Source organism: Marivirga salinae, from assembly GCF_030503855.1.
Taxonomy (GTDB): domain Bacteria; phylum Bacteroidota; class Bacteroidia; order Cytophagales; family Cyclobacteriaceae; genus Marivirga; species Marivirga salinarum.
The window spans coordinates 3782761-3806951 of record NZ_CP129971.1; the positions used below are offsets into that span (position 1 = coordinate 3782761).

General features: G+C 34.3%; 13 protein-coding genes. 7 read left to right on the forward strand and 6 right to left on the reverse strand.

Features of this window, described 5'->3' with window-relative positions; translation table 11 throughout:
• Window positions 1–4: 4 nt before the first annotated feature.
• The 5 genes from QYS49_RS15815 to QYS49_RS15835 form a co-directional block, all read right to left on the reverse strand.
• Window positions 5–1126, reverse strand: coding sequence for a DUF4249 domain-containing protein (locus QYS49_RS15815; RefSeq protein ID WP_308348680.1), 1122 nt, complete (start codon window positions 1124–1126; stop codon window positions 5–7).
• Window positions 1126–3723, reverse strand: coding sequence for a TonB-dependent receptor plug domain-containing protein (locus tag QYS49_RS15820; protein WP_372587670.1), 2598 nt, complete (start codon window positions 3721–3723; stop codon window positions 1126–1128). The genes QYS49_RS15815 and QYS49_RS15820 overlap by 1 nt, the downstream gene beginning before the upstream one ends.
• A 31-nt stretch (window positions 3724–3754) precedes the next feature.
• Window positions 3755–5989, reverse strand: coding sequence for an efflux RND transporter permease subunit (locus tag QYS49_RS15825; protein WP_308348684.1), 2235 nt, complete (start codon window positions 5987–5989; stop codon window positions 3755–3757).
• Between the two features lie 191 nt (window positions 5990–6180).
• Window positions 6181–8955 carry an aconitate hydratase AcnA gene (acnA, locus tag QYS49_RS15830; RefSeq protein ID WP_308348686.1) on the reverse strand — a complete coding sequence of 925 codons (2775 nt, stop codon included), beginning with the start codon at window positions 8953–8955 and terminating at the stop codon, window positions 6181–6183.
• A 97-nt stretch (window positions 8956–9052) separates the two neighbouring features.
• Window positions 9053–12502 carry a pyruvate carboxylase gene (locus QYS49_RS15835; RefSeq protein ID WP_308348688.1) on the reverse strand — a complete coding sequence of 1150 codons (3450 nt, stop codon included), beginning with the start codon at window positions 12500–12502 and terminating at the stop codon, window positions 9053–9055.
• A gap of 276 nt (window positions 12503–12778) precedes the next feature.
• Here QYS49_RS15835 and QYS49_RS15840 point away from each other — a divergent pair, with 276 nt between their 5' ends.
• The 3 genes from QYS49_RS15840 to QYS49_RS15850 all read left to right on the forward strand — a co-directional run bounded on the left by QYS49_RS15840 (window position 12779) and on the right by QYS49_RS15850 (window position 16813).
• Complete coding sequence (locus tag QYS49_RS15840) at window positions 12779–13924, forward strand: helix-turn-helix domain-containing protein (protein WP_308348690.1); 1146 nt, start codon at window positions 12779–12781, stop codon at window positions 13922–13924.
• 72 nt (window positions 13925–13996) lie between these two features.
• Window positions 13997–15376 (forward strand): S41 family peptidase, encoded by a 1380-nt coding sequence (locus tag QYS49_RS15845; RefSeq protein WP_308348692.1) that lies wholly within the window; start codon window positions 13997–13999, stop codon window positions 15374–15376.
• A 126-nt stretch (window positions 15377–15502) separates the two neighbouring features.
• Window positions 15503–16813: a serine hydrolase domain-containing protein gene (locus QYS49_RS15850; protein WP_308348694.1), complete on the forward strand. Its 1311-nt coding sequence runs from the start codon at window positions 15503–15505 to the stop codon at window positions 16811–16813.
• 3 nt (window positions 16814–16816) lie between these two features.
• On the opposite strand, the gene QYS49_RS15855 is transcribed toward QYS49_RS15850, so the two are convergent.
• A complete protein-coding gene (locus QYS49_RS15855) occupies window positions 16817–17614 on the reverse strand; it encodes a helix-turn-helix domain-containing protein (RefSeq protein WP_308348696.1) in 798 nt (265 codons plus the stop codon).
• 114 nt (window positions 17615–17728) lie between these two features.
• Between QYS49_RS15855 and metG the strand changes: the two genes are divergently transcribed.
• The 4 genes from metG to QYS49_RS15875 all read left to right on the forward strand — a co-directional run bounded on the left by metG (window position 17729) and on the right by QYS49_RS15875 (window position 24177).
• Window positions 17729–19795, forward strand: coding sequence for a methionine--tRNA ligase (gene metG / locus QYS49_RS15860; RefSeq protein ID WP_308348698.1), 2067 nt, complete (start codon window positions 17729–17731; stop codon window positions 19793–19795).
• Window positions 19796–19976: 181 nt separating this feature from the next.
• Window positions 19977–20633, forward strand: a complete 657-nt coding sequence (locus QYS49_RS15865) for a phosphoadenylyl-sulfate reductase (protein ID WP_308348700.1) — start codon at window positions 19977–19979, stop codon at window positions 20631–20633.
• 454 nt (window positions 20634–21087) lie between these two features.
• Window positions 21088–23085, forward strand: a complete 1998-nt coding sequence (locus QYS49_RS15870) for a sensor histidine kinase (RefSeq protein ID WP_308348702.1) — start codon at window positions 21088–21090, stop codon at window positions 23083–23085.
• A 162-nt stretch (window positions 23086–23247) separates the two neighbouring features.
• Entirely contained in the window at window positions 23248–24177 is a 930-nt protein-coding gene (locus QYS49_RS15875) for an NAD-dependent epimerase/dehydratase family protein (protein WP_308348704.1), read from the forward strand.
• The last annotated feature ends 14 nt before the right edge of the window (window positions 24178–24191 follow it).

Consider the following 24191-nt stretch of genomic DNA (forward strand, 5'->3'; position numbering starts at 1 on the left):
TGATTTAATTTGGCCATATCTCAGGTTTTTGATCTGAAGCCCCAGGCTCAAGTCGACAATCACAACATGGTGCCGCTGGCCTTAAGAGTTCCTCTTCTGTAGCAGATTCATTATCCAGATTATTAGCACATTTAGCTGAAGTGGTATTTTCATAAATGGGACCATTAATATCATTTCTATCAATAAAAATTCTATTGGAGTAATTAACGGATTCGACACTAAAAAAACCTAATGCGGGAGCTTTCGGATTATTTACATTTTCAACATTCCCTTCTACTTTAAATGGAGGGACTTCAAAAATAGAGCCTCCATAGTTTGCCTGCTTTTTAAGATTAGTCATATACTCAAAAAATGATTTACTAACCCTATGCCGTCTAATTCGCATGCTATACCCAATTAGAAATTTGTACCGTGGACGAATATGGAGTAAATTTAAATCGTAGGAACTGTTATTTACTGCATAATTAATATTTGATGGCATATCTCTTTCTCCAAATTTATAACATGTCACCTCAATTTCTTCAGAGGGATCACGAGTACCGCCTGGATAGCAAGCAGAACTTCCTTGATAAGGTGATTGAAAAGCATAAATCCCTTCATAATCATGGTAAAAATAAAGTGTATCGTGCTCATTAGATTGAACTTCAAAAGTTTCATTGAAATTTAAAAATGGAATCATAATAACTTCACCTCCAATCACAGCTTCATCCATTTCAAAATCGATATTGATTTCTCCTATTTCTATAGGAGCATTATAAATCACTGATTCCGAAAGAAATTCTTCCCCGTTATCTAATTGTATATGCAATTGATAAGAATTGCCTTGAATCAATTGGGGTGGATTTGACTCAAACATATATTTTCCGGTCCCACCTGCTTCTTGCATTTGATATTGATTATTCAAGTTATCTACTATCTTTACATTAGCATTTAATACCTCTACAGGCATACTGTTATCATTTATATTGGTAGAACGAGAAAGTAAGACTTTTGTGAAATCATTATTATTGGAAAGGCGTGCTTCCACGACCAAAACACTTCTTTCAGATGAAATATCTGTATTAAATTCATCAATGCAGCCAACTAAAAGCATTAAAAATAATAGGGGGATAAAAGTATATCTCATTATTTCAATTTGAAATTATAGGTGATTGCAGGAATAACATTTCCAATAATTGACAACTTATATGAATTCAATTGATTAGACACAACAGAAGGTCTAAAGAATACAGAATAGGCATTTCGTCTGCTGTAAAGATTATATAAAGTGAAAGTCCAACTCCCCCTTATTTTTTGATACTTCTTTAAAGGAGGTGCCACATGTAAACTTATATCGGCTCTATGATAGTTTGGAATTCTATAATTGTTTCTGGTGGAGTAATCTGCCACATTTAATCCATAAGCATTATAAACTGCAATTGGGAAAGTTGCTGGTCTTCCTGTGCTATACACTAAATTAAAAGACAAACTTAACCTTCTATTAAATCTATAATCTGTAAAAACATTTAACACATGTGGCTGATCAAAATTAGAAGGATACTCTAAACCTGAATTAATACGATCATTGGGTAATTCTCCGTTTACAATATTTAAAGACCGTGAATAAGTATAGCTTATCCATCCAGTAAAATCACCTCTCATTTTTTTTGCATAAACCTCCAATCCATAATTTTCTCCAGTTCCTTGCAGTAGCTCCTCTTCAATCTCTTTTGATTGTGCGAGATCAGCACCGTTTCTATAATCAACTACATTGGAAAGCCAACCGCTGTAAACTTCAATAGAAGTTTCTATGTTGTTATTGAAGAAATTCTTAAAAAACCCAAATGAAATTTGATCAGATATTGAAGGTTTAATTTGTTGATTAGCGAGTTTTCTGATGTCTACTGGAGATATAGACGTAGTATTTGAAATTAAATGTAGAAATTGTCTGGATCGATTATAGCTCAATTTTACTGCAGTGTTCTTATCAAAAGAATAGTTGAGTGAGACGCGAGGGTCAAAGCCATAATAATTTTTAGGAGTCGAATTTAAAAAATTTGAATAGGCCGTAAATCTCCCTCCCAAATAGGTTGAGAATTTATCATTAATATGAATTAAATTGTCAAAATAAATTGCCGTTTCAAGTGCTTGCTCTAAAGGTAAATTATTTGATATTCCATTAGAATCTTTAAACTCCCTTGGCTTAATACTGTAAAAAGTATTATTTACTCCAAAACTAATTTCATTATTTTCAAATTTGTCCCAAGAGTAATCTAAGTTAAATTGATGTGCCTCTATGGAAGTATTCCAAACTTGTTCTGTCCCCTGATTTAGATCAATAGAATTCAAGCTTGATGTATAAGCAGAATAACTATAAAATGCAGAAGAAATTAAATCATCAGAATAAATATGATCCCAGTTTAAGGAGCTTAACAATTGATTATAATCGTATCGCAATTCATTTGCAAAATTAAAATTGTCTTTACTTAGATATGTAGAAAGGGTGATTTGGTTATTTTCATTTAAGTTATCTGAATATTTAATTTGACCGTCACCAAAAAAAGCAGCGCTATTCTTCAAATCATCATTACGCACATAATTTTTCAAATAATTTGGGTAGGCTAGTCTGAATGAAGTTTGAATACTGCTTTTATCTTTTTGGATTGGTGTCTCAAAATTTAAATTAGAAGCCAAAATCCCGACCCCACCTTCTAGAACTGTTCGTTCCTTACTTCCAGTGCCAAACTGAACATCTAAAACTGAGCCCATGCGCCCTCCATATTTTGCAGGTTTAACTCCTTTATAGAAATCTACATTACTTACAGCCTTAGGGTTAAAAGCAGAAAATACTCCTAACAAATGCGAGGTATTAAAAATTAATCCTCCATCAGCCAATATCAGGTTATTACCAGCACCAATTCCTCTTACATTAAAACCTGTAGAAGCCTCCCCAGTTGAATTTACTCCTGGAAGTGATAATAAACTTCTTATTACATCTGCCTCACCGAGAAAAGCAGGGATTTTTTCAATCTCTTCGATAGTTATATTTTCCTTACCTGCTATAACCTCGCTAACATTCTCATCTAATCGCTTGGCGTTAACTACGACATCGTCTAGTTGTAAATATGTTTTAAATAAAGTTAGATCAAGTTTGGCTGAGGAATAAATATTTATTTCATAGGAAAGGGGTTCCGTATCAATCGTTTTTACTTCAAAATCATGATAGCCAGTAAGTAGGGCTATTTCATAATACCCTGCTTCATCAGAAATAGCTTTATTTTTACCATCTATGGCAATAGTAGCCCCTATTATTGGAGAATTATCCTCACCAGAAATTAAATACCCAGATAAAGTAACATTTGTGTTTTCAAACTGAACATTTCCTAAGCTAATCAACTTTGGTTGTTTGCTTTTTTCTTTTTGATTCAAGTTTAAATCAAGCGAATTGTTTTTCAGAATGATATAATAGTTGGGATCTCTTTTCAAATATTTGAAACCGTTACTTAAGAGTATTTGAGAAAGGACTTCATCGATAGTCCTATATTTCATTTTTAGGTCCACTCTTATTGTATCAACCCATTCGCTTTTATATTTAAAAACTACATTATGAGCGTTCTCAAGTTTTTCTAAAACTAGCACAAGGCTTTCGTTCTCACTATTAATTTCATGCTGCTTGCTAGATTGAGAATAACCAAAAAAAAGATGTGAAAAGGAAATTAAAAGTAGTAAGGCTGGTTTTTTCAAAGTTTAAAATTTACTTGTTGCTAAAACTAAATCAAACATTTGTTTTTAGCAACATAATAGGCAGAAAAATCAAATCCGTCAGTAAAGCAAATAACATAGCCAAAGAAAGAAAAAAACCTAGATAAAAGGTGGTGGCAAAGGAGGAAAAAGTAAAAAGTACAAATCCCCCAATGATCAAAACAGATGTAATCAGGATTGCTAAGCCTGCAAATTTAAAGGTTTTGATGATCCGCCAAATTGGACTTTTTGCTTTTTGCTTTTTATAAGCTCCAAGAAAATGAATGGTATCATCTACAGCAATCCCAAAAGCTACTACGAAAATAATGGCAGTGGTGAGTTTTAAAGGAACACCCATGAAACCCATGATTCCTGCTGTAAAAAGCAATGGAATGAAATTAGGTAAAAGACTAATCAACAACATTTTAAACGATTTGAAATAGATTGCTAAAACAATGGCAATCATTAAAACCGCTAATAATAATCCTTTCAGAAGCTCAACAGATAAACTTTCATTACTTTTGTCAATTAAATAAGTAGTGCCTGTGATTTTTGCTTTCAAAATACTTTCATCAATCTCCTCATCGATAAATGATTCTAATGCATGATTACGCTTTTGAGTCTCATGTGAACCCCATTCTGGGATGAATCCTGCAAATCTTGCATATTGTTCGCTTGAATCCATTACTCCATCAGCAACTCCCCTACTGATTAATTGATTTCGAATCGGTTTTTGATTTTTAAAATCCTCTTTATTAGGAAATTTATAAAACTGATTTACTCCTCCTTTATCAATTTGATTGGCATATTTCACTATATCCAATGGAGATAGAAGCTTTTCTATACCAAAAGAATTTTTAAGGTAAGACTCTATTTTTAAAGCTTCCTTAAGAAGATCATAGTCTAATACATCATCCGGGGCATTAGCTGGCAAAATTGCCATTTCCCAAGGTTTGGAACCACCAAAAGCTTTATCTAAGTATTCGAAATCATTTCTAACTTGGGAATCTTCAGGCAGGTCTTTCAATAAATAAGCATCTGTTTTCAGTTGTAAAAAGCCAATAATGGAAATTATGATCAACACCGAATATACGCCAAAGACTATTTTTCTTTTTCTTATCAGTTTAACAGCCCATAATTTATAAGGTAGTTTAATGGTTTGGCTTTTGTAATTCTTTCTGATTAATAGCGGGCCGAATAAAAAATTAACGCCAAAAGCTATCAAAACACCTAGCGCTGCGAAAAGGCCTAATTCTCGTATTGGCTGAGTTGGTAGTATCAATAAACTAAAAAAACCTAAAGCAGTAGTAACAGAAGTGAGTAATGTGGGAGAAAATACCTTTTTAATAGAGCTCTTTAATCGTTCTAAGAAATCCTTTTCTTCATTTTGTCTATATGCATTTACCAGATGAATGGCGTCAGAAGTCGAAACAAAAAGAATGATGGGTGGAATTAAGACGCTTAAAATACTTAATTCTATATTTAGTATAGCCATAAACCCTAACAAGTAAACCAAAGATGAAATACTCATTAAAAGGGGTAAGAGCATGATATTGAAGGAGCGGTAAATCAGCAAAAGTAAAATGATAGTTACCAAAATACCTAAGCCTAAAAAAACGCTAAAATCAGATCGAATGTGTTTAATAAAGCTTTGTTGAGCTACTAATTTCCCAACTAGTCTGTAATCTATAATACCAGATTGAGATAGAGAAGAATTTAAAGTATTGAAAAATTCTAGCTCACTTTTAGGAGATTTAAAATGTTTATGATTGAGCTGGATGATAAGTGATTTAGCATCAGAAGAAATAAAATTATTATAAAGAGGATGGCGCATGATTCTTGAGCTATCACTACTTAGTTTTTCTGAATCTTTAGTATGTATTAATGGAATAGCCGTTATTCCATAAGGTGATTTGATTAAATGCTTTAAATCAAAAACTGATTGTGTACTTTCTATTCCCTTTAAAGTATCCAGATCATTTTTCCATTGCTCTATTTTTATCAAGAAATCACTTTCGAAAACTGAAGACTGATTTTCAATAGCAACTAATAAATAATCATTATCATAGCCGAATTTCTCCACATGCTGTTCAAAGAATACTTTATCCTTATTATCATCTGCAAAGAATTTTTCGAATTCAAAAGCAACAGAAAGCTTGGGAAATTGAGAAATGAAGAATGCTATACTAATTAGCCAAACGGCATAAAGCATAAAGCGAAATTCCTTCTCATTAAAATTATTATAAAATTGTTTAGCTAGTTTTTTCAAAAGTGAATGAAATTCTAATTCCTAAAGTTAAATAAACGAAGCTTAGGTCTCCTTTGGATTTATGAAAATTGAAATCTGATCAGAATTGCACACTGATGAAATATTTTTCAATTCAATAATAAATATTAAACAAAAAAACCGATTTGATGAATCCCTCACCAAATCGGTTTTACTTAAAACTTATTACTGAATTACTTTCGTAAGAAGTCTCTCAATACATATTGCAGAATACCTTTATTCTTATAATACTCCACTTCAATTTGAGAATCCAGTCTTGCCAATACTTCAAACTTCACTTCTTTCCCATCTGATTTTTTGGCTACTGCTGAAAGCTTTTTGGATGGCGACAACCCTTCACTAATTCCACTTACTGAAATTTTCTCTGAGCCATCTAATCCCAGAGATTCAGCAGATTCTCCTTCAGCATATTGTAATGGTAATACGCCCATTCCTACCAAATTGCTTCTATGAATACGTTCGTAGCTTTCAGCTATTACAGCTTTAATACCTAATAAATAGGTTCCTTTTGCTGCCCAGTCACGGGAAGAACCACTACCGTATTCTTTTCCACCTAAAACAACCAATTGAGTGTTATCTTCTTTATATTTCTGAGCTGCATCAAAAACAGTCATTTCCTCGCCTGTAGGGATGTGCTTAGTATATCCTCCTTCTTTTTCTGCTAATTGATTATTAATTCTCACATTGGCAAAAGTTCCTCGGGTCATCACCTCATCGTTTCCTCTTCGAGAACCATAAGAGTTGAAATCTTTTTTCTCCACTCCTCTGCCTTTCAAATACTTTCCTGCTGGGCTATCTTCTGCAAATGCACCTGCCGGAGAAATATGGTCAGTCGTGATAGAGTTACCCAATTTCAATAAAACATGCGCTTCATTAATATCTTGGAAATCTTCTGCATCCTCAGTAATATCTTTAAAAAATGGTGCTTCTTTGATATAAGTAGATTTATCATCCCATTCATAATCTTCTGAATCGGGAGCTTTCATGCTTCTCCATTGCTCATTTCCATCAAATATTTCTCCATAATTCTTCTTATAAGAATCAGGTGAAAGCACTTTTCTCATGACATCAAAGATTTCATCTTGGGTTGGCCATAAGTCTTTTAAGTAAACTGGCTCACCATTAACATCATAGCTTAAAGGGTCATTATTTAAATCAATATCTACTCTACCTGCAATGGCATAAGCCACCACCAGCATAGGAGACATTAAGAAATTCATTTTCACATCTGGGTGCACCCTGGCTTCAAAATTTCTATTACCTGAAAGTACAGAAGAAACCACCAAATCATTTTCTTTTACTGCTTTAGCGATATGTGGTGGTAATGGTCCAGAATTCCCAATACATGAAGTACAACCATATCCTACCACGTGGAATTTCAAGGCTTCCAAATCATCTAATAATCCAGCTGCTTCCAGATAATCAGTTACCACTTTGGAGCCTGGTGCTAAACTGGTTTTTACCCAAGGTTTTACATCAACACCTCTTTCAATGGCTTTTTGTGCTACTAATCCAGCTCCTAGCATTACACTTGGATTGGATGTATTCGTACAACTTGTGATAGCCGCAATAACGATGGAACCATCACTCAGGCTAAACTCATCATTATGAGTTTTGATTTTAACAGTTTTTAAACCATTGCTTTCCTTTTCCTCAATTGCAACATCATTGCTTACTTGTTCTGATTGTTGATCAGTCTGAGACCCGCCCTCTGCATACCATCTGCTTACCTGTCTTTCATTAAATCCAAGATAATTTCGACCGTGTTCTTCTTTGAGTAAACCTTTAAATTTATCTTCAAATTCCCTTACTAAAATTTTATCCTGTGGTCTTTTTGGGCCAGAAACTGTAGGTTCTACTGTACTTAAATCTAATTCCAATACAGTTGAATAATTAATCTTATCTTCATCTTCCCTCCATAGCATATTTGCTTTAGCATATTTCTCAACCAAATCAATTTGCTCTTGTGAACGATTGGTTTTCTCCATATAAGATAAAGTCTGGTCATCGATCGGGAAATAAGTGACCGTACAACCAAATTCAGGAGACATATTCGAAATAGTAGCTCTGTCTGGAATGGTTAATTTATCAAGACCTGGGCCGAAAACCTCCACAAATTTTCCGACCACTCCATGATTTCTCAATAAATGCGTGATGGTTAAAACCATATCCGTGGCAGTAGTACCCAATGGTAATTCTCCTGTTAATTTTAGTCCAATGACTTCCGGCATAATGAAATTGATCGGCTGGCCTAAAATAGCAGCTTCTGCCTCTATTCCTCCAACTCCCCAGCCTACTACTCCGATTCCATTAACCATAGGTGTGTGAGAATCTGTGCCGACTAAAGTGTCAGGAAACACATACCCATCTCTGTCGATTACGCCCTTTGCCAGGTATTCTAAATTCACCTGATGACAAATCCCCATTCCCGGGGGCACAACGGAAAAATTATCAAAGGCTTTTTGTGCCCATTTCAAAAATTGATAACGCTCACCATTTCTTTCATATTCTTTATCTACATTTTTGGCATATGAATAATTAGTTCCGAAATAATCGACCTGAACAGAGTGGTCAATCACCAAATCAACCGGAATTAATGGATTTATTTTTTTGGGGTCTTTACCTTTGCGAACTGCTTCAGCTCTCAAGGAGGCAATGTCTACCACTGCAGGAACACCCGTAAAATCTTGCATTAAAACTCGAGCCGGCTTGTAAGGAATATCTTTATCCGAGGCCTCAGGTTTCCAATTAAGAAGCGTTTCAACATTTTCCTTGGTGATGGCAAAATCATCAAAATTCCTTACCGCATTTTCCAACAAAATTCTGATGGAAAAAGGTAATTTATCTATATCATGTCCTTGTTTTTGTAATTCAGTAAGGCTGTAATACTTAAGCTTTCCTTTTTTACTGTCAAGCTCTTTAACAATTTTGTATGGATCTTTATGCATGGTGAAAAGTTTTAGTTTTAATAAGTTGATATAAATTAAAATGGAGGAGGCTTCTTTTAAGCTGCCTCCTATATTATACCTATTTTATTAGAAATTGTTACTCCAAACTCACCACCAAATCATCTTGCTGCACCATATCACCTGATTTTAAGTGAACTTCTTTTACTACTCCTGCTCTTGGAGCGGTAATTGATGATTCCATTTTCATGGCTTCAATTACAAATAATGCCGTATTCTCCGTTACTTCATCTCCAGGCTTCACTTTGATGGACGCCAGTTTTCCTTGCAGCGGTGCTCCAATTTCGTTTTCACTTGAAATCTTTTTGTTGGTTACTTTATCGACCTTAGCAGAATTATCCTTTATTTGAATCCTTCTAGTTTGACCATTCAATTCAAAAGAAACGGTTCTCAGCCCTTCTTCATTAGGTTCTGAAATATAAAGCAATTTGATAATAATGGTTTTACCTTCTGATATTTCCACCAAAATCTCTTCTCCATTTTTCATTCCATAGAAAAACGCCAAAGTCGGTATGTAGCCTACCTCACCAAATTTCTGTTGATGCTTATAGAAATCCTCATAAACCTTTGGATAAAGTAAATAGGCCAGTAAATCAGCTTCATCTTCATGCCCATCAAACTTCTTTTTGAAGGCTTCCATTTCCTTTTTGAAATCTATTGGTTCCAAATGTTTATTTGGCTTATCAGTAAATGGTTTTTCTCCTTTTAAAATAATTTTACTTAGTTTTTCAGGGAAACCACCCACCGGCTGACCTAATTCTCCTCTAAATAAATCCACCACGGAATCCGGGAAAGAAAGGGTATGCCCTTTTTCAAAAATATCATCGGGAGTTAAATTATTGGAGGTCATATAAAGCGCCATATCCCCTACTACTTTGGAAGAAGGCGTTACTTTTACTAAATCACCAAACATATGGTTAACTAAAGCATAGTTCTTTTTAACCGTTTCAAATTTATTACCCAAGCCTAATGCATTTGCCTGTGGACGTAAATTTGAATACTGTCCACCAGGGATTTCGTTATCATAAATCTCAGCAGTACCAGCTTTCAATCCAGATTCGAATGGATAATAGTATTCGCGAACATATTCCCAATAAGTAGAATATTCATTTAGAGACTTGACATTCAGTTTCTGCTCGCGCTCATGTCCTTTCATATAACTGGCTACAGAATTGAAATTAGGCTGAGATGTTAATCCAGACATACTACCTAAAGCCACATCTACTACATCTACTCCAGCTTCAATAGCTTGCAAATACGTAGCCGATTGAACAGATGAAGTATCATGCGTATGTAAATGAATAGGTAAATTAATTTCTGATTTTAATGCAGAAATCAATTCTTTAGCAGCATAAGGTTTCAATAAACCTGCCATATCTTTTATGGCAATAATATGCGCCCCTTCATTTTCCAATTGCTTTGCAAAGTCTATATAGTAATCAAGTGTATATTTCTTTTGCTCAGGATCTAGAATATCGCCAGTATAGCAAATAGCTGCTTCTGCAATGGAATTTGTTCTTTCTCTTACTGTTTTAATGCTAACTTTCATTGCCTCCAACCAGTTGAGAGAGTCAAATATTCTGAAAACATCTATTCCAGTTTCAGCAGATTTCTCTATGAATTTCTCAATCAAATTATCCGGATAGGCTTTATATCCCACAGCATTTGAACCTCTTAGCAACATCTGCAACAATACATTAGGCATTGCCCTACGGAACTTCGCCAATCTTTCCCATGGGTTTTCATGGAGAAAGCGCATGCAAACATCAAATGTGGCTCCACCCCAAACTTCCATAGAGAAAATTTCAGGGTTGTTTTTGGCATAACCTTCTGCCACTTTCATCATATCTATGCCACGCATTCGGGTTGCCAATAAGGACTGATGAGCATCGCGGAAAGTAGTATCTGTATAATGAATAGCCTTTTCTTTCTTTAGCCAATCAGCAAATTTCTCCGGACCAAGTTCAGTCAGAATATTTTTTGTGCCTTTAGGGTAAGTACCGTATTTATCATAATCAGGGATGCTAGGATGACGAAAAGTCTTATTAGCTTCCTTTACTTTCACATCGGGATGTCCATTTACACTAACATCAGCCAAAAAACGTAGTGTTTTGGTTCCTCTATCAAATTTCTGTGTGATTTTAAATAAATCTGGATGCTCATCTATGAATTTAACTGTACATTCTCCATTATAAAAAGTAGGATGAGAAATCACATTCTCAAGAAACCCAATATTGGTTTTTACTCCTCTGATTCTGAATTCACGTAATGCCCTATTCAATCTTTGAGCTGCTCCTTTTAAAGTTCTTCCATGTGAAGAAACTTTCACCAACATGGAATCAAAGAAAGGAGAAATATTCACTCCAGCATAGGAACTTCCTTCATCGATTCTGATACCAAACCCACCTGCATTTCTGTAAGCGATGATAGTACCATAATCAGGCTTAAAGCCATTTTCTGGATCTTCAGTTGTAATTCTACATTGAATAGCAAAACCATTACAAGTCACATCATCCTGACTTTGAATATAAATTCTAGGGTCATCTAAAGAATGGCCTTTTGCAATAAGGATTTGTGAACGAACTATATCAACTCCCGTGATTTCCTCAGTAATGGTATGTTCTACCTGAATTCTTGGGTTTACCTCAATAAAGTAGATGTTCTCTTCTTTATCCACCAAAAATTCGACCGTACCAACATTATTGTATTTAACCTGTTTGGTAATCGCTAAAGCATATTCATACAATTTATCTTTTGTTTCTTGAGAAAGATTAGCTGAAGGTGCTACTTCCACCACTTTCTGGAATCTTCTTTGTACAGAACAATCCCTTTCAAATAAATGGACAATATTGCCATAATTATCGCCCATAATTTGCACCTCTATGTGCTTAGGATGGTCAATATATTTCTCCAAGAAAATAGTATCATCCCCAAATGCATTTCCAGCCTCACTTTTTGAATCTGAGAAAGCAGTTTTCAGCTGATCTTTATTCTGAACCACTCGCATACCTCGACCACCACCACCGGCAGCAGCTTTCACCATAATAGGGTATCCAATTCTTTCCGCTTCTTTTAAAGCAGTATCTGTGTCTACTAAATCAATTTTACTGTCTTCAATTATGGGTACATTGGCTTTAACCGCAATATCTTTTGCTCTAACCTTATCGCCTAAAGCATTCATAACTTCTGGCTCAGGTCCTACGAAAATGATTCCTTCTTCTCTACATCTCCTAGCTAATTTTACATTCTCAGAAAGAAAACCATAACCCGGGTGGATAGCATCCACGCCTTTATGTTTAGCCAGGCTGATAATTTCTTCAATATCCAAATAAGGCTTTAGTGGGTCATCATCTTTCCCGATTTGATAAGCTTCATCTGATTTATATCTATGTAGCGAATATCGGTCTTCATAAGTGTAAACTGATACCGTTCGGATTCGAAGTTCTGATGCGGCACGAAGTACACGAATTGCAATTTCTCCTCTATTGGCTACTAATAGTTTATTGATTTCAAATAATTTCGTTGTCATATTGATATTTTGTATAGTCTGTATTTAAGCTTTTTTATTAAGGATGCTGAATTTAAAAAGGGATTCTGAGAAAGGGAAGTAAAAAGCGGAGAAATTAGATATATAATTGGAAAATATTAAATCCGAAGTAAAAATGAAAGCAGCCACTATCGATTCGGATGTAAACTTTAAGTAACATAGTATTTAGGTAAGAATTTTTGATATAGATTCAGGTAATCCAACAATTATTTTCCTATACTTACTTTTAAAATCATCATTACAATTTATTGACTAATAATGTCATCACCCAGCCCAGTACTTTCCACAATTATATTGGTTTTTGCGCTACAAGCAATTTTATTAAGTGCTTTGGTATTTTTTAAGCAACCTAAAAATCAATCCAACATATTCTTATCACTCTTGATTTTTTTCTATGCGCTGATGGCGCTAAATATTGCTTTTATTAACGTATTGATAAGATTTGACAGCTTTGAAATCTTCAGATATTTCCAGTTAGAACTCCTCTACGGAATTGGTCCAGCACTATATTTTTATACTAAAAGTATTTCAAATCCTAATTTTAGATTCAAGAAGCAAGATTACCTTCACTTCCTTCCTCTTGTCTTGGAATTTATTTTTTATCGTACTGCCTTTTACCGTCTGGGAGCTGAAGGCATGTATCAATCTCCTTCACATACCTATACCAAAATTTATTTAGGAGAACAGTGGCTAGGAATTTTATCAATTAGCATATACACCATCCTAGCATTTAGACTCCTTATAAAACATCAAAATTGGTTAAAACAACGCTATTCAAATCTCGAAAAAAAATCCCTTAATTGGTTGAAATTACCGGTGATTTTCTATGGATCTTTCTGGATCTCGTGGAATATCCTCACAGAATTAGATCGTTTTATATTTGATGAAGAATTAAGAAAATATTATTTCCTCCCCAGTTTTGCAGGATTAGCAATTGTCAGTTGTTGGATCGCTTTTAAATCCTACACCTTTTCTACGCCCGAACCAACAGAGCAAAATAAAAAGCTCAACACAAAAGCAGAACCATCATTGAACCTAGAAAAATACGCCAAAAGAATACAGCATCATATGGAAACCGAAAAACCTTATCTGGATCCGGATCTTAATTTATCTCAATTGGCAAATCAACTAAATATGAATAGCAAACAAGTATCTCAAACCATCAACACTTGTTTTGAAAAAAATTTTTATGAATATGTTAATGAATACAAAGTGAAATATTTCATTCAAAAAGTAAATGCTTCAGAACAGGAAAAGTACACCCTGCTTTCTCTAGCCTATGATTGCGGTTTTAAATCCAAATCAACCTTCAATGATTCTTTTAAGAAAATAACTGGAAAAACTCCGACAGAATATATTAAAAAGCTGAAAAAAGAGTCCGAAAGCATGCATTCGGTCGATTAGAAAGGAATAAAGACCTTGATTTGCATTATATTGTTAATAACGCAAACATTCTAAATCTTAAAATCCTGTTCAATGAAAAGATTGAGTTTTATTATCTTACTACTAGTTACATTTAACCTTAGCGCACAGCATTACTTTTCCAAGCAAGAAGTTTTATCCGACATAAATTATCTTAAAAAGTCCTTAATAGAAACCCATTATAACCTTTATACTTATACTACTAAGGAAGCATTTGATGATAATTTTGAAAAGATCAAATCATCAATTACTGAAGATAGTTTAACTGAACTAGCTGTCACATCATTATTTCAAGCAGTCATTTCAAAAGTAAATAATGGACATACCGAAATTCCTTTTCCTGGTAAATTATATAGAGAATATGCCTATTCAGAAGGTACACTTTTTCCATTAGAAATTGCTTTTGAAAATTATAAGCCGCTAGTGAGAAAAAATTGGTCTTCAGAAAAAGCAATCAAAATTGGTGCCGAGCTAGTCAGCATAAATGATCAGCCCATCTCACTGATACTAGAAGAAATATACCCACTAATTTCTGCTGAAAGAAGATATTTCAAACATGCCAAAATAGAATTATTCTCTTTTCCCCGCCTGTATTGGCAAGCATTTGGCCAGACTGATACCTTTTCTGTAGAAATTAAAGAAGGAGACTCCATTAAATCGTTTTCAATAAAAGCTGTGGATGTTATAGAGGGATATGAGATGAAAAGGAATGATATCTCCACTCCAAATATGATGATGAATTTTTACGGCCAATCGGCTTACTTAAAACCAGGAAACTTTGGTGGAGATTTTAATAAATACAAAAATTATATTGATTCTTCTTTCAGCGTAATTAATCAGGCAAAAACTCAAAATTTGATTATAGATTTAAGAAACAATTTAGGAGGTGATGATGCTTTTAGTGATTACCTAGTTTCTTTTATTGCGGATAAACCATTTTACTGGAATGCTGAATTCTCTTTAAAAACAAGCAAAATTCTGAAGGAACACGTTCGTGCAAACTACGATACCACTAAAAATTTCTGGCAAGGCGTACTCATCCACAATGATGGTGAAATATATCCGTATGAGTTTGAGCCTTACAAAGCTGTTAGCACAGATAAAAGATTTAAAGGAAAAGTGTACGTTTTAGTGAATCGGCAATCACATTCCCAATCTGCTGTTACAGCCGCTCAAATACAAGATTATGGATTTGCTACTGTGGTCGGTGAAGAAACAGCAGAATTCCCATCACTCTATGCCTCACAATACCAATATTCACTACCCAAAACCGGTATTGAAGTAAAAGTGTCTAAAGGATATATCGTAAGAGTAAGTGGTAGTAAAAAAGCCGAGGGGGTAATTCCTGATATTTACATTAAAGACTATCTATTGGACGAGAAAGATGAGGTTTTGGAAGGTGTCTTGCATCATATAAATAATCCTCAAAACTGATATTCACCAAAATTAAATAATAATTCTATCCACATATTGATTAAATAAAAAAGTAGTAGATAGTTTACATTTATACAATTAATGAAGGATAGACAAAAGTAGTTTTGTGAAAAAATACTCTATAAAATGAAAAGAACATCGCTAATTATTCTTTCACTTGTTAGCCTGACACTTGTTTTCTGCAAAGAAGAAAGTAAATCAAATAAAAAAGAAATGCAGCCAGAAATCTTCAGTGTCATCAACACCTATATGAGCGCATTAACAGAGCTCAAGCAATTCAATGGTGTACTTTTGGTCGAGGACAGTCTGGGAAATGTTTTCTCAAAGGCTTACAATATAGAAGGCGAAGAAATATCAACTTTAAAAGTAAACCTACAACATCAATTCGACCTTCGCTCAATAGCAAAACTATTCGCAAAAGCTTCTTTAATTAAGTTAGAAAATGAGGGGAAAATTAGTTTTGATCAAAAATTAACTGAATTTTTTCCTGAATTCCCAAGAGGAGATGAAATTACTATTGATTACTTGATGCACCATCAATCTGGCTTAGGTAGAGAGCTCTCCAATTTCGATGGACTTACTGCTGAATTATCTCCAGAAGAAGTTATAGAGTTAATTCATCAAGAAGAATTGGAATTTGAACCTGGCACTGATACACGATATTCAAATTTGGGCTTTCAACTTTTATATAAAATCATTGGTGACGTAGCTGGAGGAACATATGCTGACTATTTGAGAACTAATTTTTTCGATCCTATTGGAATGAAAAATACAGGGAGCCATTATTTAGACCCGAAAGGTCATTTAGATAACTATGCATTCGGTCATATTTTAAAGAAGGATTCAATAAAAATGGTTAATGAAGATGAATCAGATATGCAACAAGGCCATACTTATTCTACAGTTGAGGATATGAAAAAATTTCTTGACTTCATTACTGAATATCAAATTTATCATGCACTAGCGGAGGATGGTATTATTACCCATGCTGGAGGGACGAAGGGTAAAAGAGCTTGGGTTTATGCAGATTTAATTAAAGGATACAAAATTATATTTTTATCGAATTACGACCAGATCCCCTTTTCAAATCTCACCAAAGATCTCATATCAATTATGAATGGAGATAGTGTAGAAATTCCAAAGGAAGTGAATAGAAAAGCAGTGAAGATTTCAGAATCTATCATGAAAAAATATGAGGGTACCTATGACTTTGTTGATGCTGGACATATAATAATTAGCATCAAGTTTGAAAATGGTAAATTGAATGCCTATCAGAAAGGTGAAATGGCAGGGGAATTAATTCCAGAAAATGATTCCACTTTTTTCTGGGACCCAAAAAGCAAAGAATCATTTATTTTCACAAAAGATGAAGAAGGAAATCTGAAAGCTCTGATGGATTTCCAAGGGGTTAGATGGGATGGGGTTATTATTGAATAAGAATCAAGCCTTGTGTCTCCTAAAAAAAGCGCCATTCAGATTAAAGAATTTTTTGGGAGACATCCCGGCTACTTTATGAAAATCTCGTACAAAATGAGCCTGATCAAAGTAGCCCACTTCATACGCTAATTCGGTCATAGAAATTTCAGGTTGATTTACTTGAATTTTTACAGCATTCATGACCCTAACCATTCCGATAAAATGTTTTATGGAATAATGAACTTGTTCCCTAAATAGCTTATTTAAATATTGTCTACTAAAACCAATATGAATCTCTAGTTCACTTACTCTAATCTGCCCTTTTTCTTCAATAATTTTTTCAACTAGTCTTTTTATAAGAATTTGTTTCTCTTGAAGTTGTACATCTCCAAAAAATCGCGAAAGTCTATTCTCCAATTCACAAAAAGGATCCTTTAACTCAAAAAAGCTATTGACTTCTTCCTTATTTAGTAAAGCTGCAAATTCCTCTGACAAATCAAAAACGCCAGTACTTTTGTAGTTATGAAATATCAAATTATTACACCATGGTTGAAATTTGATGGTCAGAAAACTTAGGGAATTCGCTGGTACAATTGAAAAGGGTGGACTGACATTAAATAGACTAAATATAGAATAGCAAATTGAAATTCCTGATTCAAATTCCTTTGCATAAAAAGTAGCATTGGCTTCTTTAAATAGGACTAAATCATGACAGCAATCATCTAAAACTGGAATTCTTTCTTCATTAATAAAATCAGTTTTGTAAATCTCCTTTACAAAAGTGGATAGTCTGCCTTTTGGTGTGATTTTAATTATCGACATAGTCCTCTGCGAATCATTTCAATAATTCCAGTAATTTTTAAATATAGGTCAAATTGAGTACTCGAACTATCGTTCTCTTCATATTCTTCCTATATTTGCCACAAATTACAAGCAATGCAAAAATTGAATAATAGATATACCATTACAGCGGCATTACCTTATGCCAATGGACCTTTACATATTGGACATATTGCAGGCGCCTATTTGCCCGCTGATATATTCGTACGCTACCTCCGATTGCGTAAAAAAGAAGTGGCTTTTATGTGCGGAAGTGATGAACACGGTGCTGCCATTACCATTCGCGCTAAAAAAGAAGGCATTACGCCCAATGCCATTATTGATAAATATCATGAATTGAATAAAAGCACTTTTGAGAAATTCGGGATTACTTTTGATATGTATCACCGTACTTCTGAGCCTTCTCACCATGAGCTTTCACAAGAGTTTTTTACCAAGTTATATGAAAAAGGTGAATTTGAAGAGCGTGAAAGTGAGCAATATTATGATGCTGAATTCAATCAGTTTTTAGCGGATCGATATATCACTGGGACTTGTCCTAAGTGCGGACACGAAGGGGCTTATGGAGATCAATGTGAGAAATGCGGAAGCTCATTAAACCCTACTGATTTAATTAACCCGGTTTCTACTTTGAGCGGGAAAACTCCTGAATTAAAAACTACCAAACATTGGTTCTTGCCTTTGGATAAGTATCAGGAATGGATGGAAAAATGGTTAATTGAAGGCAAAAAAGGAAAATGGAAGTCGAATGTTTACGGGCAGTGTAGTTCTTGGTTAAACCAAGGATTACAGGCCAGAGCCATGACCCGTGATTTGGACTGGGGAGTGGATGTTCCATTAAAAGGAGCTGAAGGAAAAAAATTATACGTTTGGTTGGATGCTCCAATCGGCTATATTTCTGCCACTAAACAATGGGCAAAAGATACCGGAAACGACTGGGAAAAATTCTGGAAGAAACAGCCAAATCCAAAAGACAATAGTACGCTCATTCATTTTATTGGAAAAGATAATATTGTTTTTCACTGCATTATTTTCCCTGTGATTTTGCATGCACATGGAGATTACATTTTACCAGAAAATGTTCCTGCGAATGAATTTTTAAATCTGGAAGGAGATAAGCTTTCTACTAGTAGAAACTGGGCAGTTTGGTTGCATGAATATTTGGAAACATTCCCTAGTAAAGAGGATGTTTTAAGATATGCACTAGCAGCTACCCTACCAGAAACCAAAGACAGTGAATTTACCTGGAAGGATTTTCAAACTCGCAATAATAGTGAGTTGGTGGCTATCTTCGGTAATTTTATCAACAGAGCGGTAGTATTAACGCATAAATATTATGACGGAAAAGTGCCGGAAAGAGGCGAATGGTTTAAATATGATCAGGAAATTTTGGATGAATTGAAAGGTTATCCAGATTTGATAGAAGAGAAAATCGTAAATTATAAATTCAGGGAAGCATTAGCTGCTATGATGGAATTTGCCCGTTTGGGAAATAAATATTTGGCAGAAACAGAACCTTGGAAACTCCAAAAAGAAAGTCCTGAAAGAGTTAAGACTATTATGAATCTGGCTTTACAGATTGCTGCTAATTTAAGCATAGTTTGTGAGCCATTTTTGCCATTTACGGCAACTAAGTTGAGAAAGATGTTAAATATTGAGGCTTATGAATGGGATTTGGCAGGAAGTGTCGATTTACTGGAAGCCGGACATCAAATCAAGGAAGCAGAATTATTATTTGAAAAAATTGAAGACAAAACCGTGGAAGAACAAGTCAATAAATTAGAAGAAGCTAAAAAAGCAAATGCAGGCGGAAGCCCTGATGTAGCCCCAATGAAAGAAGAAATCAAATTTGAAGATTTCATGAAGATGGATATGCGAGTGGGTACGATTTTGACAGCAGAAAAAGTGAAGAAATCGAACAAATTATTGAAATTGACAATCGATACCGGTTTGGATAAACGCACGATCTTAAGTGGGATTGCAAAGCATTTCAAAGCTGAAGATGTTGTAGGCAAACAAGTGACTGTCTTAGTAAACTTAGCACCTCGACCTATGATGGGAGAAGTTTCGGAAGGAATGGTTTTGATGGCAGAAGATTCAGAAGGTAATTTGCAATTTGTTCAGCCTGGAGCGGAAGTGAATCCAGGAAGTACGATAGCGTAGTGTGTAATGAGAATCGAGTATTGAGAAATGGGATGAGACTATTCCTTTGAAATTGAGTTCAAAGTTTTAAGTTTTAGGTCTTAAGTTGTAAGTTTAAAAACGAGCTTTCTAAACCTGCCAAAAAGCAATGTTATGGGCTATAATCTCAATTCTCGCTACCTAGTATTGAATACTAAAAATTATGACTTTTAAGGAATTAGAACATAAAATCAAGCAATACCAATCAGAAGGGAAGAAGTATTTCACTACTTCTTCTTTTCAGTCTCATAGTTTGGTATTGTTGCATATGCTAAGCAAGATAGATTCAGATATTCCTGTTTATTTTATTAATACTGGTTATCATTTCCCCGATACGGTAGCATTTCGGGATAAAATCATGTCAGACTTTGGATTGACTAATTTAGTAGATTTAAAGCCTTTGACTCCAAAAAACATGCAGCGAGATGCAAGCGGAAAAATGTTCTTTACTTCGGATCCGGACTATTGCTGCTACCTCAATAAAACTCAACCGATGGATGCAGTTTTGATGCAAAATGACATTTGGATCAATGGCGTTCGAGCTGACCAGAGCAAAACCCGATCTGCTATGAAAGTAGAACAAGCTGCACCTCATGGGTCCACTCGCCTCCACCCTATGCTGGACTGGAATTCTAAAATGATTCATGATTACCGTAAAGAATTTCAGTTACCTGAGCATCCGCTTGAAGCAAAAGGCTATTTCAGTATCGGCTGTGAACCTTGCACCCGAAAATTTGATTTGGATATGCAGGAACGAGAAAGCAGATGGTATGGAATGAATAAGACTGAATGTGGGTTGCATACTGATTTGGTTAAATAGTTAATAGACCATGAAATAAAGTTCAATTAAATAATCGAAAATCATTTAGACCATTTACATGTATATACATGCAAGTATTACTTAGGTGAGATTTCCAATATCTGTAAAGTTTTCTAGGTAATTTTACTTAATACCTTCTATTTTGAGCTTATAAAATCAAGATTCAAACTGTCTTTTCAACTTTTTAGTTCTTACGTATTTGATCATTTATAATTGAGCTTCATCTAAGAAATCATAGGATTGATTTATACAATATAGCAGTTCATAGATTTTCAGATTTCATAACTTGAAAAATAAAACTTATAAAATCTTTAAAAGATCTACTTTATCCTGAATCTCACTCAATACCTACTTCTTGTACTTTTTAAAGCAAATTGCAAACCTTAATCTTTGAAACAAGCTTTAAATTTGTATTATAATTATCAATCAATTATCTTTTTCAGGAAAACAATTTATGTTGAAACAGGTATTATCCATTTTTACTATTATTATTTTTACCACAACTTCCTTGAGTTATGGTCAGCAAGCTGTATTCGATTTTCAAGATATCAACCTCAATAAAGAAGTTGTATTACTTGAAGGTATATGGCAAATAGAATATGGTCAATTACTCTCAGCCAAAGAAATACGAGAATTGGACTCAGCAGTTTTTGTAGAAGTTCCGCATACTTGGACCGGTATGGAATTCAGGGGTGAAAAGCTTCCCTCCACAGGTTACGCTACTTACTATGCAAAAATAATTATAAATGGAGAGCTTGAAAATTTAGCATTAAACGGAAAGGTTCAGAGTACTAATTATAAGATTTATATTAACGGGAAAGAAATTGGAGAAGTAGGTAAGTTAGGCACTTCTGCGGAAACTGCTGAGCCAGATTACCGTAATGAAATTTTCAAAATACCTAATTCAGATACACTTGAGATAGTCATTCAAATTTCTAATTTCCATTATCGTAAAGGAGGAATGTCTAGACCACCGGAATTGGCTGAAAACAACTTACTGCATGAAGAAAGATCACAAAATATATCATTATCATTTTTCTTAATTGGCTCCATCTTCTTTATGGGATTATATCATTTAGGTTCTAATCTTTTTCGAACCAGAAATAAAATGAATACTTACTTTGCCTTGGTTTGCTTATTTACAATTCTCCGAGCTTTAAGTGTCAATGAGTATTTATTAATTGACTATTTGAATTTCCCTTGGTGGTTGAGCACGAGGATAGAACTAATTAGTTTTTATCTTATTTTTGCTTTTACTATCCGCTTCATATATTATCTCTTTCCGCAGTTTATACCCAAATTCTTTGCCTCTGTTCCATATTATATCGGAGTCTCAGCTTCTATCATTACCCTTTTCACCCCTATTGTTTACAATTCCAACTTAGTTCCGATTATGCAAGTGGTGACCGTGATTATAGGAACTGCAATATTGTATTATATATTTAAAGCAAGTCTAAAAGGAAATAGAGAAATCATAATAGCGCTGATTGGTTTTGTCTTACTTTTCACTGTTACCGTAATAGAAATTCTTATTCACCAATCTCAAATTGTTGGAGATATGGTTTTTGCATTGGGTATATTCTTCTATTTATTTAGCCATGTGATCATTTTGGCCAACCGGCAAAATCAAACATACATCAAAAATCAGGATTTGAGTTTAGCACTACAGCAATCAAATCAGCGATTAGAAAAGACCGTTGATGAAAGGACAAAAGAAATAAATGAGAGAAATAAAGAACTTCTTCAGAATAATGAAGAATTAAAACGAATCCATGATGAAAAAAATGGATTAATACACGTATTAGCTCATGATTTAAAATCACCTTTAAATAATAATAAAGGATTGATTCAATTGATTAAAATGCCAAAAAATTTAACTGAAGAGCAACAAGATTATCTAAGTAAACTTGAAAAATCAAATGGGCAAGGTGTTCAGCTAATTGAAGATTTACTGCAACTTTATCGAATAGAATCACAGCAAAAACCTGAAATAGAGGCAATAAATGTTGAAACTTATTTTGATGAACTCATTCAAAAACACGAGGATAATGCAAAACTAAAGAGCATTAATTTTAAGAAAGAAATTAAAGCCGAAAAGAAGGGATTTCATACTGACCAAGACAAACTTCAGCGTATAATGGATAACCTCATTTCAAATGCTCTGAAATTTTCTTATGAAAACAGTATAGTTCATATTACAGCTATACAAGCAGAAAATCATCTTCTAATTGAAGTGAAAGATGAAGGTATGGGTATTTTAAAAGAAGAACAGCCCAAGATCTTTCATAAATTTCAAAAAATGAGTAACAAACCAACGGCCGGAGAAAGCACTTCTGGCTTGGGCTTATCCATTGTAAAAACGTTAGTAGAACAATTAGAGGGATCTATTGAGTTTGAAAGTGAGCCTAGAAAAGGGACTACTTTTAGGGTTAAACTATCAGATTTAGCTTAGTAAATCCTGAAATATTGGCCGATAATCTACTCTTCAAGATATATTTTCTATTTATTTGAGAATCCTTTTTCTACATCATTATTTCTAGTTTAACATAAATACAGTTACATTTTCACAGACACCATTAATACATTACTTTTGCTTTCTTAAAACCGAACACCCATGAAGAAAATATTAATTACTGGAGGAGCCGGTTATATCGGCTCTGCATTAATTGAACAGCTTTTACCTTTGCCCGAAGTAGAACAGATTGTGATTTACGATAATCTGAGCCGCAATAATTACCAATTCTTTTTAGGAGGAAAACTACCCAATCAAGAGAAAATCAATTTTATTCAAGGGGAATTATTAGATACAAGAAAGCTTAAAAAAGCTCTGAATGGGATTGATACAGTTATTCACTTGGCTGCAAAGGTGACTACTCCTTTTGCGGATGCTGACCCTCATTATTTTGAACAGAGCAATCATTGGGGCACAGCTGAATTAGTCTATGCAGTTGAAGAATCCGATGTAGAGCATTTTGTTTTTGCTAGTAGTGTTTCTGTATTTGGTTCATCCACTGAAATGATTGGGGAAAACCATCATCCTAACCCAAGAACGATCTATGGAATCTCAAAATTAAGAGGTGAAGAGCATGTGGCACGTTTGATGGATAAAATCAATACACAAATATTAAGGTTAGGAAATGTTTATGGCTATGGAAACGCAGTCCGTTTTGATGCCGTGATCAACCGCTTTATGTTTGATACTAATTTCAATAAGCGTATTGCCATTCACGGAGACGGAAAACAACACCGCCCTTTCATCTCTATTCAGAAAGTAACAGAAATTTTAAAACAGGTAGCTATCAAAAATGATATCCCTTCAGATTACTATAATGTGGTGAGTCAAAATTTACAGGTTTTGGATATCGTTGATGCTTTGAAATCAATTTATCCTGATATGGAATTCACCTTTATTAATCAGCATTTAAAATTAAGGGAATTGCTCGCTAGCCCTGAAACTAAGCTGCAAAAGTATATTGATTTCCCTACAGCCACTACTAGTTTGGAAGATGATTTATTGCTTTTTAAAGAGGCTTTGAGGTTTTAGGGAGTTGGAAGTTA

What these genes read in the sequence shown, in the direction of transcription:
- QYS49_RS15815 (WP_308348680.1), bottom strand. Translation starts at nt 1,126, where the DNA reads ATGAGATATACTTTTATCCCCCTATTATTTTTAATGCTTTTAGTTGGC.
- acnA (WP_308348686.1), bottom strand. Translation starts at nt 8,955, where the DNA reads ATGCATAAAGATCCATACAAAATTGTTAAAGAGCTTGACAGTAAAAAA.
- QYS49_RS15835 (WP_308348688.1), bottom strand. Translation starts at nt 12,502, where the DNA reads ATGACAACGAAATTATTTGAAATCAATAAACTATTAGTAGCCAATAGA.
- QYS49_RS15840 (WP_308348690.1), top strand. Translation starts at nt 12,779, where the DNA reads ATGTCATCACCCAGCCCAGTACTTTCCACAATTATATTGGTTTTTGCG.
- QYS49_RS15845 (WP_308348692.1), top strand. Translation starts at nt 13,997, where the DNA reads ATGAAAAGATTGAGTTTTATTATCTTACTACTAGTTACATTTAACCTT.
- QYS49_RS15850 (WP_308348694.1), top strand. Translation starts at nt 15,503, where the DNA reads ATGAAAAGAACATCGCTAATTATTCTTTCACTTGTTAGCCTGACACTT.
- QYS49_RS15855 (WP_308348696.1), bottom strand. Translation starts at nt 17,614, where the DNA reads ATGTCGATAATTAAAATCACACCAAAAGGCAGACTATCCACTTTTGTA.
- metG (WP_308348698.1), top strand. Translation starts at nt 17,729, where the DNA reads ATGCAAAAATTGAATAATAGATATACCATTACAGCGGCATTACCTTAT.
- QYS49_RS15865 (WP_308348700.1), top strand. Translation starts at nt 19,977, where the DNA reads ATGACTTTTAAGGAATTAGAACATAAAATCAAGCAATACCAATCAGAA.
- QYS49_RS15870 (WP_308348702.1), top strand. Translation starts at nt 21,088, where the DNA reads ATGTTGAAACAGGTATTATCCATTTTTACTATTATTATTTTTACCACA.
- QYS49_RS15875 (WP_308348704.1), top strand. Translation starts at nt 23,248, where the DNA reads ATGAAGAAAATATTAATTACTGGAGGAGCCGGTTATATCGGCTCTGCA.